The organism is Candidatus Eremiobacteraceae bacterium, assembly GCA_036511855.1.
GTDB lineage: Bacteria > Vulcanimicrobiota > Vulcanimicrobiia > Eremiobacterales > Eremiobacteraceae > JABCYQ01.
Genome location: DATCBN010000083.1, coordinates 1 through 15124 on the forward strand (window position 1 = coordinate 1; position 15124 = coordinate 15124).

The window sequence follows — 15124 nt, forward strand, 5'->3', positions numbered from 1 at the left end:
ATAGCGTGATTTGGGAACTCGTGTCATCGGCGAACCGATGCGCGAACGACGCCTCGAGATCGTGCGCCTTTTCGGGCAGTTCGCCCGACGAGGGCACCGTGCCTATCCCAAACGTCTTGCAGTTGCCCGGGTTTATGCCGCCCGTGCCGGTAAGCGTCACGGCGATCGGCGCCGGATCTGCGGACGATCCGCCGCCGGTGAGCCGGAAAACGTTAGCCGGCGTCGGTTGATAGACGACCGACAAGCGTGGATCGAACGAATTGCCCCCGATCAGCGAATGCTTGACCCACGCATTCAAGAAATACGATATCCGGTCGGTCGGAGCATACGCGTCGCGCACGAAAAAACTGTCGAGCTTCGAGAACAGCGCCTTGTTGGGAACGTTGCCCGCGCCTGTGAGAGTATTTCCGGTGAAGTATTGGCGCTGCGTGTATAACCCGAATCCAAAGTCGTTGTTCCCTAGCGCGATGTCATCGCTGACGAGCGTGCCGAACGCTCTATAGACATTGTTGAGTGCGTTCACATCTGGACCGTTGATGTTGGATGGCGGCCGCTGGCGCGTTTGTCCGTAGTTGTCGATGAAGCTGTCGAGCACGAATTGGTTGTGGCCGACGCTGGCTGTGTAGCGAGCGTGGTAGTCCTGGCTACGGAGTGCCTGGAACGGGTTCTGGCCGCCGCCGGCCGGTCCGCTTGCGCCCGCTGCGTATTGCTGCGGCGTCACGCATTGGGTGCCGCTGTCGGTGGTGACGCTGACGCCGCTTGGGACCGTCGGCGTCGAACAATTCGTATTGTTCAGCGCTTGGTTCAGCGCATAGGGATAGGTGATGTAGTCGTTGTCGCCGTTGCCCGATTTGTCATCCCATGAGGTCGCGGAATAGCCCGTCAAAGTCAGAGAGGTCTTCGGGGAGAACGCATAACGCAATTTGACGAGGTCGTTGCGAAGAACGTAATCGCCGGTGACGATGTATGTGTCTTTGGCCAATGTAGCCGACGTGAAGTCGCTGCCGTGCGCGCCCGATTGGGCCACGAGCGCGGCCGGAAAGTCGCCGTACGTGCCGGTGACGCCGTGAAGAATGACATATCCGAGCTTATTCTCCGTTCCGGTCATCTGCGCGGCGAACAATTGTTTTCCTTGACCGCCGGTCCCATATTTTACGACAGTTTGCGGTGTGATCGAAGGGTTCAGCGTCTGAAGATCCACAGCTCCGCCAACCGCATCCACGCCGTACAGTCCTGTGGCGCCCGAACCGTACGTGATCACGGTATTCTGGACCGCGAAGAGCGGAGAATCCTGGAAGTCGTAGGCGCCCGATCCGCCGCCGATACTGCCCGGGTAAACGCCGAGCGGTCCGATCGGATGGCCATCGAGCAACACCTGCGTCTCGCTAGGTTTCAGACCGCGGATGTCGATGGCGATGTCGTCGCCGACTGCCGAGTCCTGACCGATGAAGTTCACGCCCGGCAGCTTGCCGAGGGCTTCAGCGATCCGAATCTGATTCGTTCGCAGCATCACTTCGGGGTCGACCTGCTGCTGGATCGTCGTCGTCGTCTGCAATCCCACGACGCGACTTGTCGCAACCACGCGACCGAGCTCGTGGACGTCGTTGATCGTCACCGCGCGCCTCATCGTCAGCGTGACGCTGATTCCAGTGCCGAAGCCGACGATGTCGTCCGACCGCACCGAGGCGAAGCCGGTCGCGCGTAGCACGATCGCATACACCCCTTGAGGTTGCGCCGCAAATGCGAACTTGCCGTCGCGATCCGAGGTGGTCTTTGCGACGGCTGTCGTGTCACGGTCGAGCTCCAACGCGACGCCCGAGATCGGCAACGAGCTATGCTGATCGATCACCAAGCCGCTGATGACGACCGTAGCAGACGTCGCCGGCGGATCGGCCAGCGCGAATCCGGGGAGAAAAACGGCGGCGCTCGTAATCGCGCCCGCCAGTGCCATAGATTTCATTGATCTGATTGCGGAAAACATCGTTTACGGTCTCCTTTAGCGGTGCCGGCGGCTCGCGGTGAGTCGTCTGCTTGGTTCAAGAGATTTCATTCGAGGCGGGATCTTGGGGGCATGGTGCCGTGCGACAGCGTGGCACCTGTCATCAAACTCACCGCTTGGTCCATCGTGGCCGTGCGTGGGTTTAGCGTCGCCACGGTTTGGCCGCGTCGCATCACAACGACGCGATCGGCGACTCCGAACACTTGAGGAAGATTATGGCTGATGAACACCACGGCAGTTCCGGCATCGCGAACCTTGCGCATCAACTCGAATACGAGAGCCGATTGGGCCACGCCAAGCGCCGCGGTGGGCTCGTCCATGATGACGAGCGCCGACCCCCAGAACACGCTGCGAGCGACCGCGATCGACTGCCGTTGTCCGCCGGACAACGTGTCGACGCGTTGGTTGATCGAGTCGATCTTGATGCCGAAATCCCGGAGGTGCTCTTCGGCGCGCTTGCGCATGGCGGGGCGGTCGAGAAAGTCGAGCCGGCCCCAGAATCCGGAGCGGACGATCTCTCGAGCGAGGAACAAGTTCGCTGCGATGTCCAGGTCCGGCGCCAGCGCCAAATCCTGGTACGTGGTCTCGATGCCGGCGTTGCGTGCGTCAGCCGGATTATTAAACGTGACCGGCTTTCCGTGCATTTCGATGGCGCCGGAATCCGGCGCAAGCGCACCTGCGATGATCTTCGTCAGCGTAGATTTGCCGGCGCCATTGTCGCCGATGAGTGCGACGATCTCTCCGGCGCCGACTTCAAGGTCGACTCCCTCGAGGGCGATGACGTTCCCAAAGCGCTTTGAAATGGCTCGCGCAGCGAGAACCGGAGTATCGCGCTCCACGGTCGGCGCCGAATTAGTCATGCCGCCACCAATTTCGGTTTGCGCAAATGATCGAGATAGACGAACAGAATCAGCAGTGCGCCTTCGAGCATCCGCGCGACTTGCGGATCGAAGTTCAGCAAGTTGAGGCCGTTTGTCATGACTTGCACGAGAAGAACACCGAGGAAAGTGCCGACAATGGAACCGCGCGCACCGAAGAGACTCGCGCCGCCAAGCACCGCCGCGGCGATCGCGTCGAGTTCGTAACCGGTTCCGGCGTTCGGGTCGCCCTGCGCGAGGCGCGCGGTGAGGAGTATACCGGCGACCCCTGCCAATAGGCCGCTCACCGCGTACACCGTCATCAGTGTCGCGCCGACGTTGACGCCGGCGCGGCGCGCACTCTCCGCATTGCTTCCAACTGCGTACACGTAGCGGCCGCGTCTTGTGAAATGAAGAAATGTTCCAGCGATGACGCAGACGCACGCGAGGACCCAGAACAGGTTTGGAACGCCGAGAGTGGCGTTCGCCGCAAAGTCGCTAAACGAAGGCACATCGTATGCGACCTGTTGCCCATTGCCGAAGATCTGAGTCAGCCCGCGCAAGATGCCGAGCATCCCCAAGGTCACGATGAACGGCGGGAGCGCGGCGCTGTGGATCAGCGCGCCGTTGGCGATCCCGATCCCGATCGCGATCGCGAGAACGGCGGCGATCGCCAACGGAATGGGGATCCCGTGAGCCAAACCGAGCGCGACGAGAATGCCGGCGAACCCGAGGAGCGACCCGACCGCAAGATCGATGCCGGCCGTGATGATCACAAAGGTTTCACCGACAGCGATGATCCCGACGACGGCCATTTGGCGCGCATTGTTGTCGAGGTTCTGCAGCGTCAGAAATCCTTGCGCCGTCAACGAAAAGACTGCGATCAGGACCACGATGATGCCGAGCAGGCCGAGACGAAGCACGAGGTCCCATCGGGCAGCGCGGGGCTTTTGTGCGGCCGTCTCGCCGTGGTTCACGTTCTATGGCCCATCAGGACGCGCGAAGCCCGACGCGCGTCTGCTTCGAAGGATTGAGCAGTCCTTGGATGTCGGCTGCGCCCACGTTTTGAGGCGTGGCAGCCGTGACGCCGGTGTTGATGAATTTCGGCATCTCGAGACCGGCCGCGGCGAGTAAGCCGTACGCGACGCCTCCATACCCCATCTGATATTGGTCTTGGAGAATGATGCCATCGATGCGACCGGCTGAAAGATCCCGAACAAGCTGTGGCGTCGGATCGAAGCCGACCAGCGAGACCTTGGTCGAATCCACGCGATTCTCGCGAAATGCCGTGACGGCGCCCTGGAGAGTGATCAGCGAATCGGCGAAATATCCGACGAGGTGAGGAAATCTCGACAAAGTGTCCGCGACGATTCCGATCGGCTTCACCGATTGATCGCCCGCCGCGTCCTTGTGAGCGACGACTTCCAGACCGGGATAGGCTTTGAGCCCTTCGAGAAATCCGTTGTCGCGAAGCGTCAGCGATCCGACGCCGCTCAAGAATGTGGAGTAGGCCACCTGACCTGCCGCCGCGCCAGTCTTCTTCTTGATGGCTTCGGCGAGCGTTTTGGCCGCGAGCTGGCCGCCCGCGTGATTGTCCGTCGCGAGAAACGACACGTAGTCATCGGTGTTGGCGGCCGAATCGATGAGGATGACCTTGACGCCCGACTGCGAGGCCTTGTTGATGACGTTGTCGAGTGCGGTAGAACTTGTCGGCGCTAAGACGAGGAAGTCTAGCCTTTTGGCGAGAGCATCTTCAACGAGCTCGATCTGCTGCTGGATGTTGGCCTCAGAGTTCGCGCCGGTGAATTGCAATGCGTCGAGCCCGAGTTGTTCTGCCGCGTGCCGGCCACCGTCGAGACATGTCCGCCAGTAGTCCGAGTTGACCGTCTTAACGATGAACGCGAAGCGCAATCCCCCCAGAACCGATTTCGGCGGTGGCGAGCAGCCCGTTTGCGCGATTGCCCCGGCCGTTGCAAGTCCGGCAGCGACCGAAGCACTAACATTCAACAGGCTGCGGCGGCTCAGGCGCGGAGCGTTTTTATAATCGGCCATTGCCACTCCATCTAACGCGGTCCGAAGAAATGCATGAGCACCCTCTAGAGACACGATCGAGGTCTCTTCAGGATTGCGATATGGTCAATACTATTGCTAAAAGCGACCTTCCTCCCTGGAATCGCTCGTAAACCAAAGGGTATAAGTTGATGATAGCGCAATAGGTTGCCAAATGGCACTAAAACCGAAACACGACGTTAAGCTCATCAACTCGCTGGCCCGGGGCACGAAGATCATGCGCCTACTCGCTGACGTCGACGGCCCACTGGGCGTCACCGACGTCGCCGAGCGACTGCGTGTCGACCCAAGCACAGCCTACAGATTGCTCGCAACGCTTGAGGCGAGCGGTCTCGTTCAGCAAGATCCGGATTCGAAGAAATACGCGCTCGGTTACGGCGTGCTGGAGATAGCATTCTCCTTGCTCCGGCGGCTAAGCGTCGTCGCGCTGGCTGATCCATACTTGAGATCGATCGCGGCGCTCACCGGTGAGAGCACGCATATCGCTGTGCTCGACGGTGCTCGGGCCGTTTTTGTCGGCCGGCAGTCTGGGGCAGGCATTCTTCGAGTGGAAACCACCATCGGCAGTTCTGAGCCGGCCTATTGTACGGCGGTCGGCAAGGCGCTCCTGGCCGATCTGGCTGAACTTGATCTGCATCGACTTTTCGCCACCGAGCCGATGACGCGCTACACGCCTCAAACCATCACAACGATCGACGGATTGGCGGACGAACTCGAGCGCGTTCGCCGCAATGGTTATGCTTACGACGAAGAGGAGCTCCATCCGGGCGTACGCTGTCTCGCGTCTCCGATCAGAGATCATCGTTCCAGGATCGTCGCGGCTCTCGGTCTTTCCATGCCGGCTACGAGACTGACGCGTGAACATATCCCAGAACTCGTCGGGCACATCGCCGGTGCCGCCGAGAGCGTTTCGTCTCAGCTCGGCTATGTCGCCGAATCCACCGCTAAATCGTCCTGAGGTGCTGCTGACGTGCGAATGACGGGCGGGCAGATTGTCGCTGAATATTTAGTCCGTGAAGGCATGCCCTATCTTTTCGGCGTTCCAGGACACGGGAACACGGCGCTCTTGGATGCATTCGTCGATCGCCGCGACGAGATCAAGCTCGTCCAAGCCATCCACGAGCAAGGCGCCGCGCACATGGCCGACGCGTATTACCGCGTCGCGCGAAAGATCTGCGGCGTCTTCACTTCCATCGGCCCGGGCGCTGCGAATACCGCGATGGGTGTGGCGAACGCGTACATCGATTCGATACCGCTTCTACTTCTGACGGGCTCCGTCCACACTTATATGCGCGGTCGTGGCGTGCTTCAGGAATTGGAGCGGACGCATTGGGCGAATTTTCCGCGCATGATGGAACCAATCGTCAAGCGCTGGTGGCAACCGAGCCGAGTCGATCAGCTTCCCAACGTATTGCATCTGGCATTCAACGTGATGCTCGAAGGGCGCCGCGGACCCGCCTACATCGACCTCCCGATGGACCTCCAAGCAGAGGACGCGGAGATCGATTCGTTCCCCGATCCGGTCACGCGCCGTCCGCACGGCCGTGCTCACGGTGATCCGCAGATGATCGACGAGGCGGCCCAAATGCTGCTCGCTGCCCAACGCCCGCTGATAATCATCGGCGGCGGCGTCATCGCGTCGCAGGCGGAGAGCGAACTTCGAGACGTCGCAGAGTTTCTCGGCTGCCCGATGACCGTCACATGGATGGGCAAGGGCGCGATCGCAGAAGATCATCCGCTGTATGCTTGGCCGTGCGGCGATCTCGGTTCGATTTCCGGCAACACGCTCTCGCGCGAGGCGGACGTCATCCTTGCCGTCGGCTGCCGCTTCACCGACCGGACGTCCTCGTCGTTCCGTCGCGGCGTGACGTTCAACATCCCACCGACAAAGCTCATCCAAATCGATCTCGATCCGTACGAGATCGGCAAGAACTACCCGGTGAATGTTGGCCTGGTGGGCGATGCGAAGGCGACTCTTGCCGATATGCTCCTTTGCTTGCGTGGGCTCTCCAAACCGGTCGACTATGCCAACTCGGCGTACTTCGCGCGGATCCAGCAGCTGAAGGCCGCGTGGCAAGAAGCGCTGCGGCCTTCTCGCGAGAGCACGAACAGTCCGATGACGATTGCGCGCGCGCTTGCAGAGGCGCGAAATGTCCTCGACCGCGATGCCATCGTGGTGACCGGCGCCGGCAATCCGCAAAGTCAGGTGTTCACGGAATTTCCGGTCTACGCGTCGGATCAGCACATCACGTCTGGCGGTTTCTCCGCGATGGGCTTTGAAGTCCCCGGTGCGATCGGGGCAAAACTCGCCGCACCCGACAGACAGGTCGTCGCCATCGTCGGCGACGGTAGCTTCTTGCAGACCATTGAAGAACTGGCGATGGCGGCGCAATACGACATACCCGCCGTGTTCTTGGTGATGAATAATTTTGGGTGGGAGTGCATCAAGAATCTGCAGACCACGCAGTTCGGGCCCGATCGCGCCATCGCCACCAAATTTGGCAAACCCGACGGCACGCCGTTCTCGGCAAACCTAGCCGCTGTGGCGCAAGGATTCGGCTGTCACGGCGAGCGTATCGAAAGTCCCGATGAAGTCGGCCCGGCCTTGCGGCGCGCATTTGCTTCAGGCAGGCCCGCTGTGGTCGAAGCGCTTTGCAGTCGCGAACTTCCCGGCAGCGCGCTGACAACCACCGGCTGGTGGGACGTGACTATCCCTACGTATCACAAGAAAAATCGTGCGGCGTATGAGGCGGCGCGCTCTGAAGAATCGCTCACTTGATGGCGGACTCGCGTCTAGGTCTAGCGGTTTTTGGCGCGGGGCGAATCGGTACGGTTCACGCCCGGTCAGTGTCAAGGCATGTGCCAGGCGCCACACTCGTCGGAGTCGCAGATATCGATCGCGACGCGGCGCAGCGGCTCGTGGACGATGCGGGAATGGGCCGTGTCTCAGACGCGCAGGCCTTTCTTGACGACCCCGCCGTCAACGGTGTTATCATCGCGACTCCGACGGACACGCACTCGGAGCTCATCCTGAGGGCGACGAGCGCCGGCAAACACATTCTGTGCGAGAAGCCGATCTCGCGCCAACTCTCCGAAACGAAGACTGCCGAGATCAGCGCGCGATGGGCACGCGTCATCCTACAGGTCGGATTTCAGCGGCGCTTCGACGCTGAGTTCTCGCGCGCGCGGATGTTGGTGGCAAACGGCGACCTCGGGCAGCCGCGCTTTCTTCGTCTCGTGGGTCGGGATCATCGCATCCCCTCGATCGCGTATCTGAAGACGAGCGGCGGGCAGTTCGCCGATCAAATGGTTCACGAATTCGACCTGGCGCGCTGGTTGATGGCGCCTCTCGAGATTGAAGAGGTGTACGCTACGGGCTCCGCGCTCATCGAGCCGGCGCTCGAAGAGTTCGGGGACGTCGACACGTCGCTCGTCGTGCTTCGCTTCTCCGGCGGAGCGCTCGGCGTCATCGACAACTCGCGCGAAGCGATATACGGCTATGACGTGCGCGGCGAGATCCAAGGTTCCAAGGGCATGGTACTCGTCGGTCACCAACGCCTCGATAGCGGCGACCTGATCGATTCGAAATTTGCGACCCCCGACGTCGAGTCGTTCACGGAGCGATTCGCCGACGCTTATCGCGCCGAAGTGCGAGAATTCGTCGCGGCAATTCGCGAACGGCGCGAGCCGCTCGTCGGTGCTCGGGACGCGCTTGAAGCGCTGCGCATCGCGTTGGCCGCCGATAGATCCATGCGCGAGAACCGACCCGTCAAACTTGCGGAGATCACGGGTGATCGATAGCGGCGGGGGGTCGCCGCTTCTCATCCGCGGCCGCGATGTCACTTCGGGCGAGTTGGTCGCCAGTTCGCCGGGCAACGCCGAAATGAAATTCATTAGCTTCCGGGTCGTTCGGATGCTCGCCGGCGAACGGATCGAGGCAGACACAGGAAAGGATGAAGTCGCGCTCGTGCTCATCGCCGGTACGGTCGACGTCTTGTCTTCCGCCGGCGCGTGGAAAAGCATCGGCAAGCGACCGGATCCGTTCTCTGGACCACCCGAAGCCGTCTACCTGCCGCCTGCGGCGAGCTATGAGATACGCGCGAGCCGCGACGCGGAAGTCGCGGTCTGCGGAGCACCTGCTCGAGAGTTGCATGCGGCTCGAATCATCGCACCTTCCGCCGATGCCGAATACACGCGCGGGGACGGACAGGCTCAACGCCGCGTCCGCAACATCCTGATGGACGATGGCGACGCCAGCACTCTATTCTTGACCGAGGTCGTCACGCTGCCGGGCAATTGGTCGAGTTATCCGCCGCACAAACACGATGAAGATAACCCGCCGGTCGAATCGCAGCTTGAAGAGCTATACTACTATCGGGCACGCCCCGCGGCGGGCTTTGCATTTCAACGCGTGTATACGCCAGGCGGAGACCTCGACGAGACGATCACCGCACATGACGGCGACGTGGTCCTCGTACCGCGCGGTTATCACGTCTGCGCGGGGGCCGCCGGATATTGGATCTATTACCTCAACGTCTTGGCAGGGCCGAAACACACATATCACATGACGTTCGATCCTTCGCACGCGTGGATCAAAGAGAATTGGACGTGGTGATGGCGGTCGACGTCGGGACGGCGTCTGTGAATTGGGGATTCGATCCGCTCTACACATGGGTCCAAACGCCGACGTTCGCGCACATGCTGGACGAGATGCAGGCGGCGGGATACGGCGGAACCGAGATCAGCTACCATTTTCCGGCCGATGCCGAAGAATTGCGCCTCGCGCTCGCTAAACGCGCATTGCGCGCGGCGGCCACGTTTCATGCGTTGGATTTGCGCGATGCCGCGAACCATGATTCTGCGATTCGCGGAGTCGCGCCGATCGCGGACCGGCTTCAAGCGCTCGGGTCTGATGTGCTCATTCTGTCCGACGCGCCGTCACCGCCGCGGCTCGCGGCCGCAGGACGCGTCGCCGACGACGGCAGCGACGGCCTGACTCGCGGCCAATGGCGCGCGATGAGCGACGGGCTGAACCGTATCGGCGAACTCTTGGCCGCGCGAGGGATGCGCGGCGTATTTCATCCGCATGTCGGCACCTTTGTGGAGACGCGCGCCGAAATCGACCAGCTCTGCGCGATGACGGACAGTTCGCTGCTCGGACTTTGTCCCGACACCGGTCACCTTGCTTACGCGGGCGTCGATTCCGGACAACTTTTCCGAGACTACGCCGACCGCATCGATTACGTCCATCTCAAAGATGTCGACGGCGATCTTCTCACCCGAGTCCGCTCCGAAGGGATCGGCTTTGTGCGCGCCGTCGAGTTAGGTCTATTCGTCGAACTCGGCGAGGGCATCGTCGCGATCGCGCGCATCATGGAATCTCTCGCGGCGGCGGACTTTCGCGGCTGGCTGATCGTCGAACAAGATGCGCCGCAAAACCCTCTTGGATCGGCTATCGTCAACCGAAATTTTCTTCGCGAGGAGTTCGGACTATGAGAGTGGGCGAGTTGCAAACGATCGGAAACGATATTCGAAGGCATGTCCTCAAGGCCGTGAACCATGCCGGCGCCGGTCATATCGGCGGCGTGTTCTCGGCAGCGGACATGCTTGCCGCGTTGTATTTCGCGATCTTGCGCATCGATCCGCGGCGTCCATCGTGGGAAGATCGGGACCGGTTCATACTTTCGAAGGGACATTGCGGGATCGGCCTGTACGCCGTCCTCGCCTTGCGCGGTTACTTTCCGGTCGCGGAGCTGCTGACGTTTGACGCCATCGACTCGCGATTGCAGGGCCATCCAGATATGACGAAGCTTCCCGGCTTGGATATGTCAACCGGGTCGCTTGGCCAGGGGCTATCACCCGGTGTCGGCATGGCGCTCGGCGCCCGTTACCTCGCCAAAGACTTCCGCACGTGGGTGATGCTCGGAGACGGCGAGATTCAGGAGGGCCAGATCTGGGAGGCAGCCTTTGTCGCCGGCCGCTACGGACTAGACAATCTCACCGCGATCCTGGACTGGAACCATCTACAGCAATTCGGATGGGCGACGTCCGCGGGCTATTCCAGTAATGCGCGGTTGGACCCGGTGGATCATCCGGCTGCGAAGTGGCGCGCGTTCGGATGGCACGTCATCGAATGCGACGGCCACCGGATCGGCGATTTCATGTCGGCGTGCGAGGAAGCTCTGAGCGTCCGCGGGCGCCCCTCGATGATCGTCGCGGATACGGTGAAGGGCAAGGGCGTCTCATTCATGGAGCACGATTACTCGTGGCATTCCAAGCCCGTGACCCAAGAGGATCTCGCGCAAGCTCTGCTCGAGCTTGACGCCGCAGACCGAAGTTTGCAGGTCGAAGTGCTATGATCGAATCGATCGCACAACGCGACGCGTTCGGCGACGCGATGATCGAACTGTGCGCGCGCGATTCGCGCGTCGTGCTCGTCGATGGCGATCTCGCGAATTCGACCAAATCCGACAAGCTCGCTGTCGCATCCCCAGATAGATTCTTCATGATGGGAATCGCAGAGCAAAATCTCGTTGGCGTCGCAGCCGGTATGGCAGCAGTCGGCCTAAAACCGTGGGTCGCATCCTTCGCGGCCTTCATTGCGACGCGAGACCTGGATCAAATCCGAGTTGCCGTCGCGCAACCGAATCTGAACGTGAAGCTTGCCGCTCATTACAGCGGACTAATGACGGGATATACCGGTAAGACTCATCAGGTGGTCAACGATCTCGCGATCATGCGAAGCATGCCGAATATGACGGTGGTCGCGCCCTGCGACGGAGTCGAGACGCGCGCGGCGATGTTGGCGATCGACGCGCATGTGGGGCCGGTCTACCTCCGCCTCACCCGTGACCCCATGCCGACGATCACTCCGGCGGGCCGAACGTTCGAGCTTGGTCGTGCAGTCGTTTTGCGTCGGGGCGCGGACATCGGATTGGTTGCGACAGGCGCGCAGACCCTTCGCGTCGTGGAAGCGGCGAACGTGCTTGCTTCCGAAGGAATAGCGGCGACGGTCCTGCACGTTCCGACCATAAAGCCGATGGATGCCGAGGCCCTGGTCGATGTCGCCCGGTCGACCCGATGCATTTTGACCTGCGAAGAGCATTCGATCTTCGGCGGTTTAGGCGGCGCAGCCGCCGAAATCTTGAGCGAACGCCATCCGGTGCGAATAGGCCGTCTGGGCCTGCGCGACGTCGACGGCGAAAGCGGCCCCAACCAAGCGCTCATCGATAAATACGGATTGAGCGCCGGCGATGTCGTGCGCAGCGCGCGCGCGTTGATCGCAGCGCTTTGACAACTATCGCCGTTTTGGCGGGCGACGGCATCGGCCCGGAAGTCACTCGCGAAGCCGTTCGCGTGCTTCGCGTCGTCAGACCTGACGTTGAATTGGTCGAGGCTCCCGTTGGGGCTGCCGCCATCCGGGTCGCCGGCTCGTCGCTTCCCGACGCGACGCGGTCGCTTTGTGATCGAAGCGCGGCCATACTATTTGGGGCGGTCGGATCCGCTGAGTACGATCACCTTCCGTTCGCCGAACGCCCGGAACATGCGTTGTTCACGCTGCGCCACGAGTACGATCTCTTCGCAAATATCCGGCCGGTACGAGTGTTTCCAGGTCTTGAACGTGCATCGAGCCTTTTGCCAGAGCTAGTCGTTGGATTGGATCTCGTCGTCGTCCGGGAGTTGACCAGCGGCATCTATTTCGGGCTCCCCAAGGAACAGCGCGTCGCCCTGGACGGCGTGGAAGAAGCCGTGGACACGATGTTTTATAGAGCGCCTGAGATCGAGCGGATCGCCCACGTCGCATTTTCGTTCGCCAGGCATCGGCGAAAGCGCGTCACGTCGGTGGATAAACAGAATATCTTGGCGACGTCGGACTTGTGGAGGCGGACCGTCGCACGAGTATCCCTCGATTATCCGGACGTCGAACTTGCGCACCTGCTCGTCGATAATGCGGCAATGCAGCTTGTGCGGAGGCCTCGAGAGTTCGACGTCATCCTGACGGAGAACATGTTCGGCGATATATTATCCGACGAAGCCGCGATGTTGACGGGTTCGATAGGCAACTTGCCCAGCGCCAGCCTAGGCTCTCGCGGCTCGACGGGGAAACAATTTGGGATGTACGAGCCGATCAGCGGAACAGCCCCCGATATTGCAGGCAAGGGCATCGCAAATCCGACAGCAGCTATACTTTCTGCGGCGATGCTGCTCCGGCATAGCCTCGCCGATGAGTCTGCGGCGAAGAGAATCGAAGACTCGGTGGCCACCGCATTCAGCCAGGGAGCGCGCACGACTGAGCTGGCGATTCGCGGAGAGGTCGCGCTTGGGACTCGGGAGTTCGCAGACATGGTGATCTCCCGTCTGTGACAACGGCTTTCCCGTCGCGATTGCCATCGCGACGCGAGCCGCCTAGGGGCACCTGTTTTTTTGTTGAAGCTTTATAGCGCTCGTTCGTTGCTGCGAATCAACTTGGTATGGACCCGCGGCGATTTTCTTTGCGGCTCGTCACTAGAATCGAGACAATCCGATCTGCCATGAGTTCCCGGAGCGAAGACATCGACCGACCACTTGCCGTTAGTTTCGAAAGACTCGGCATCGTACTCGAGTCCGATGGATCGCCGTCGGAAGCTGAAGGCGTTCTCAACCCGGGCATAACGCGAGACCGTGACGGATGCATCCTTATGTATCCGCGTGCGGTCGCTTCGGGAAACGTCTCGCGTATCGGCTTGGCCCGTGGCACGGAACTCTCCGGTGGCATAGCGTTCGCCCGGATCGGGTTCGTGCTGGAGCCCGAAATGGACTATGAAATTCGGCTCGAACCGGGCGGACACGGTTGCGAGGATGCGCGGGTCACATTCATTCCACTCCTCGATCGATACGTTATGACATATACCGCGTTCGGCTTGCGTGGACCACGCGTGGCGATCGCGTTATCAGACGACGCGTACAGTTGGACCAGACTCGGCCTGATGCGATTTTCCGAAGAAGCCCTCAACGCATTGGACAATAAGGACGCCGCCTTCTTTCCGGATCCGGTCTACTCGCCGGCCGGCGTTCTATCGTTTGCCGCATACCATCGGCCGATGCTGCCTTTTAGTGTGAATGGACAAGCTCCGGTCTCGACGATATTGGAACTTGACGCCGCCGACCGGGAGTCGATGTGGATCGGATACATGCCCGTGGAGAAAGTCGTCGCCGATATCGGCGCACTCGCTCATGCGGTCGAGAACAGAAAAATCTTGCACGTCGGGTCGCAGTGGGGAACTCTCAAGAATGGCGCCGGCACTCCGCCGGTTCGCACTCAAGACGGGTGGATTTCGATATTCCACGCCGTCGATGCAGTCGGCGAGGTGGGCCACGAGTCCCGAAGCTACAGCGCCGGAATCGTCATGCACGATCTAAGAAGTCCGCATAAGATCCTATATCGATCGCCACAGGCGTTGTTTGGGCCTGAGATGGTGGAAGAGCGCATCGGCATAGTCGACGACGTGGTGTTTCCGTCTGGTCTCGATCCGTTGAACGATGGGACTTTCGATATATATTACGGAGCTGCGGATTTCAAGATAGCCCGTGGAAGGCTTAGAATCGTCGAATAGCCCTCTGGTTTGCAAAGTGCTTGACAACAAGCGCGCGCTAGTGCATTATACAATATAAGAACTTAACCAATCGAGAGTTTCGCGAGCCGGTGCGCCGAGGGTGCCACCGGTTTTTGTTTTGCGGAGGGCAATCTTAGATGGATCGCTTCGAGATGCCGGGCTCTTTGCTGCGCAGGAGCGTCGTGCTTGCCGTTTCAGCCGCACTTCTGCTGTCGCTGAATGCAAAAGCGGGAGGTGCGCAAAGCTCTGTTGGACGCGCCAACGCTTGGACGACTCCGCACGTGCTCACGATCTCGGACGGCGGCGACGTGACCACCCTCAACCAACATCTCACACAGTCTGCTCCCACCGCCAATCTTTCAGAACTGACGATGGCGTGGCTGATCAGGTGGGACGAGCACAACAAGCCATATCCCGAACTTGCCACAGAGGTGCCCACGCAATCGAACGGCGGCGTCAGCAAAGACGAACTCACGATCACGTATCATATCCGCAAAGGGGTCAAATGGTCGGACGGAGCGCCCTTCGATGCCGACGACGTCGTCTTCAGCACGGCGGTCGTGAACAACTTGGCGAACGACGAGGGCGGCCGCTTCGACCAGATC

The 15124-nt window shown here is 60.8% G+C and carries 14 protein-coding genes; 10 read left to right on the plus strand and 4 right to left on the minus strand.

Features of this window, described 5'->3' with window-relative positions; genetic code table 11:
• From VII69_10555 to VII69_10570, 4 genes are all read right to left on the minus strand, one after another.
• Positions 1-1960: TonB-dependent receptor (locus tag VII69_10555; protein HEY5095547.1), on the minus strand; the 1960-nt coding region annotated here is incomplete at its 3' end.
• 86 nt (positions 1961-2046) lie between these two features.
• Positions 2047-2859, minus strand: a complete 813-nt coding sequence (locus VII69_10560; protein ID HEY5095548.1) for an ATP-binding cassette domain-containing protein — start codon at positions 2857-2859, stop codon at positions 2047-2049.
• Complete coding sequence (locus tag VII69_10565; protein HEY5095549.1) at positions 2856-3779, minus strand: ABC transporter permease; 924 nt, start codon at positions 3777-3779, stop codon at positions 2856-2858. Before VII69_10565 ends, VII69_10560 begins: the two co-directional genes overlap by 4 nt.
• A gap of 67 nt (positions 3780-3846) precedes the next feature.
• Positions 3847-4908: a substrate-binding domain-containing protein gene (locus tag VII69_10570; GenBank protein HEY5095550.1), complete on the minus strand. Its 1062-nt coding sequence runs from the start codon at positions 4906-4908 to the stop codon at positions 3847-3849.
• Positions 4909-5080: 172 nt separating this feature from the next.
• Here VII69_10570 and VII69_10575 point away from each other — a divergent pair, with 172 nt between their 5' ends.
• The 10 genes from VII69_10575 to VII69_10620 form a co-directional block, all read left to right on the plus strand.
• Positions 5081-5884 (plus strand): IclR family transcriptional regulator, encoded by an 804-nt coding sequence (locus tag VII69_10575; protein ID HEY5095551.1) that lies wholly within the window; start codon positions 5081-5083, stop codon positions 5882-5884.
• A gap of 18 nt (positions 5885-5902) precedes the next feature.
• Positions 5903-7705 carry a thiamine pyrophosphate-binding protein gene (locus VII69_10580; GenBank protein ID HEY5095552.1) on the plus strand — a complete coding sequence of 601 codons (1803 nt, stop codon included), beginning with the start codon at positions 5903-5905 and terminating at the stop codon, positions 7703-7705.
• A complete protein-coding gene (gene iolG, locus VII69_10585) occupies positions 7705-8727 on the plus strand; it encodes an inositol 2-dehydrogenase (GenBank protein HEY5095553.1) in 1023 nt (340 codons plus the stop codon). The genes VII69_10580 and iolG overlap by 1 nt, the downstream gene beginning before the upstream one ends.
• A complete protein-coding gene (gene iolB, locus VII69_10590) occupies positions 8717-9541 on the plus strand; it encodes a 5-deoxy-glucuronate isomerase (protein ID HEY5095554.1) in 825 nt (274 codons plus the stop codon). The genes iolG and iolB overlap by 11 nt, the downstream gene beginning before the upstream one ends.
• Positions 9514-10422: a TIM barrel protein gene (locus VII69_10595; GenBank protein ID HEY5095555.1), complete on the plus strand. Its 909-nt coding sequence runs from the start codon at positions 9514-9516 to the stop codon at positions 10420-10422. The genes iolB and VII69_10595 overlap by 28 nt, the downstream gene beginning before the upstream one ends.
• A complete protein-coding gene (locus VII69_10600) occupies positions 10419-11285 on the plus strand; it encodes a transketolase (protein HEY5095556.1) in 867 nt (288 codons plus the stop codon). Before VII69_10595 ends, VII69_10600 begins: the two co-directional genes overlap by 4 nt.
• Positions 11282-12220, plus strand: coding sequence for a transketolase C-terminal domain-containing protein (locus VII69_10605; GenBank protein ID HEY5095557.1), 939 nt, complete (start codon positions 11282-11284; stop codon positions 12218-12220). The genes VII69_10600 and VII69_10605 overlap by 4 nt, the downstream gene beginning before the upstream one ends.
• Complete coding sequence (gene leuB, locus VII69_10610) at positions 12217-13290, plus strand: 3-isopropylmalate dehydrogenase (protein ID HEY5095558.1); 1074 nt, start codon at positions 12217-12219, stop codon at positions 13288-13290. Before VII69_10605 ends, leuB begins: the two co-directional genes overlap by 4 nt.
• A gap of 167 nt (positions 13291-13457) precedes the next feature.
• Positions 13458-14519, plus strand: coding sequence for a hypothetical protein (locus VII69_10615; GenBank protein ID HEY5095559.1), 1062 nt, complete (start codon positions 13458-13460; stop codon positions 14517-14519).
• A gap of 137 nt (positions 14520-14656) precedes the next feature.
• Positions 14657-15124 (plus strand): ABC transporter substrate-binding protein (locus VII69_10620; protein HEY5095560.1); only part of this gene is annotated, 468 nt, incomplete at its 3' end.

Excerpts from the sequence above, each read along its gene's own strand:
- VII69_10605 (HEY5095557.1), top strand. The coding sequence starts at position 11,282 with ATGATCGAATCGATCGCACAACGCGACGCGTTCGGCGACGCGATGATC.
- iolG (HEY5095553.1), top strand. The coding sequence starts at position 7,705 with ATGGCGGACTCGCGTCTAGGTCTAGCGGTTTTTGGCGCGGGGCGAATC.
- VII69_10560 (HEY5095548.1), bottom strand. The coding sequence starts at position 2,859 with ATGACTAATTCGGCGCCGACCGTGGAGCGCGATACTCCGGTTCTCGCT.
- VII69_10570 (HEY5095550.1), bottom strand. The coding sequence starts at position 4,908 with ATGGCCGATTATAAAAACGCTCCGCGCCTGAGCCGCCGCAGCCTGTTG.
- VII69_10580 (HEY5095552.1), top strand. The coding sequence starts at position 5,903 with ATGACGGGCGGGCAGATTGTCGCTGAATATTTAGTCCGTGAAGGCATG.
- VII69_10615 (HEY5095559.1), top strand. The coding sequence starts at position 13,458 with ATGAGTTCCCGGAGCGAAGACATCGACCGACCACTTGCCGTTAGTTTC.
- VII69_10575 (HEY5095551.1), top strand. The coding sequence starts at position 5,081 with ATGGCACTAAAACCGAAACACGACGTTAAGCTCATCAACTCGCTGGCC.
- VII69_10600 (HEY5095556.1), top strand. The coding sequence starts at position 10,419 with ATGAGAGTGGGCGAGTTGCAAACGATCGGAAACGATATTCGAAGGCAT.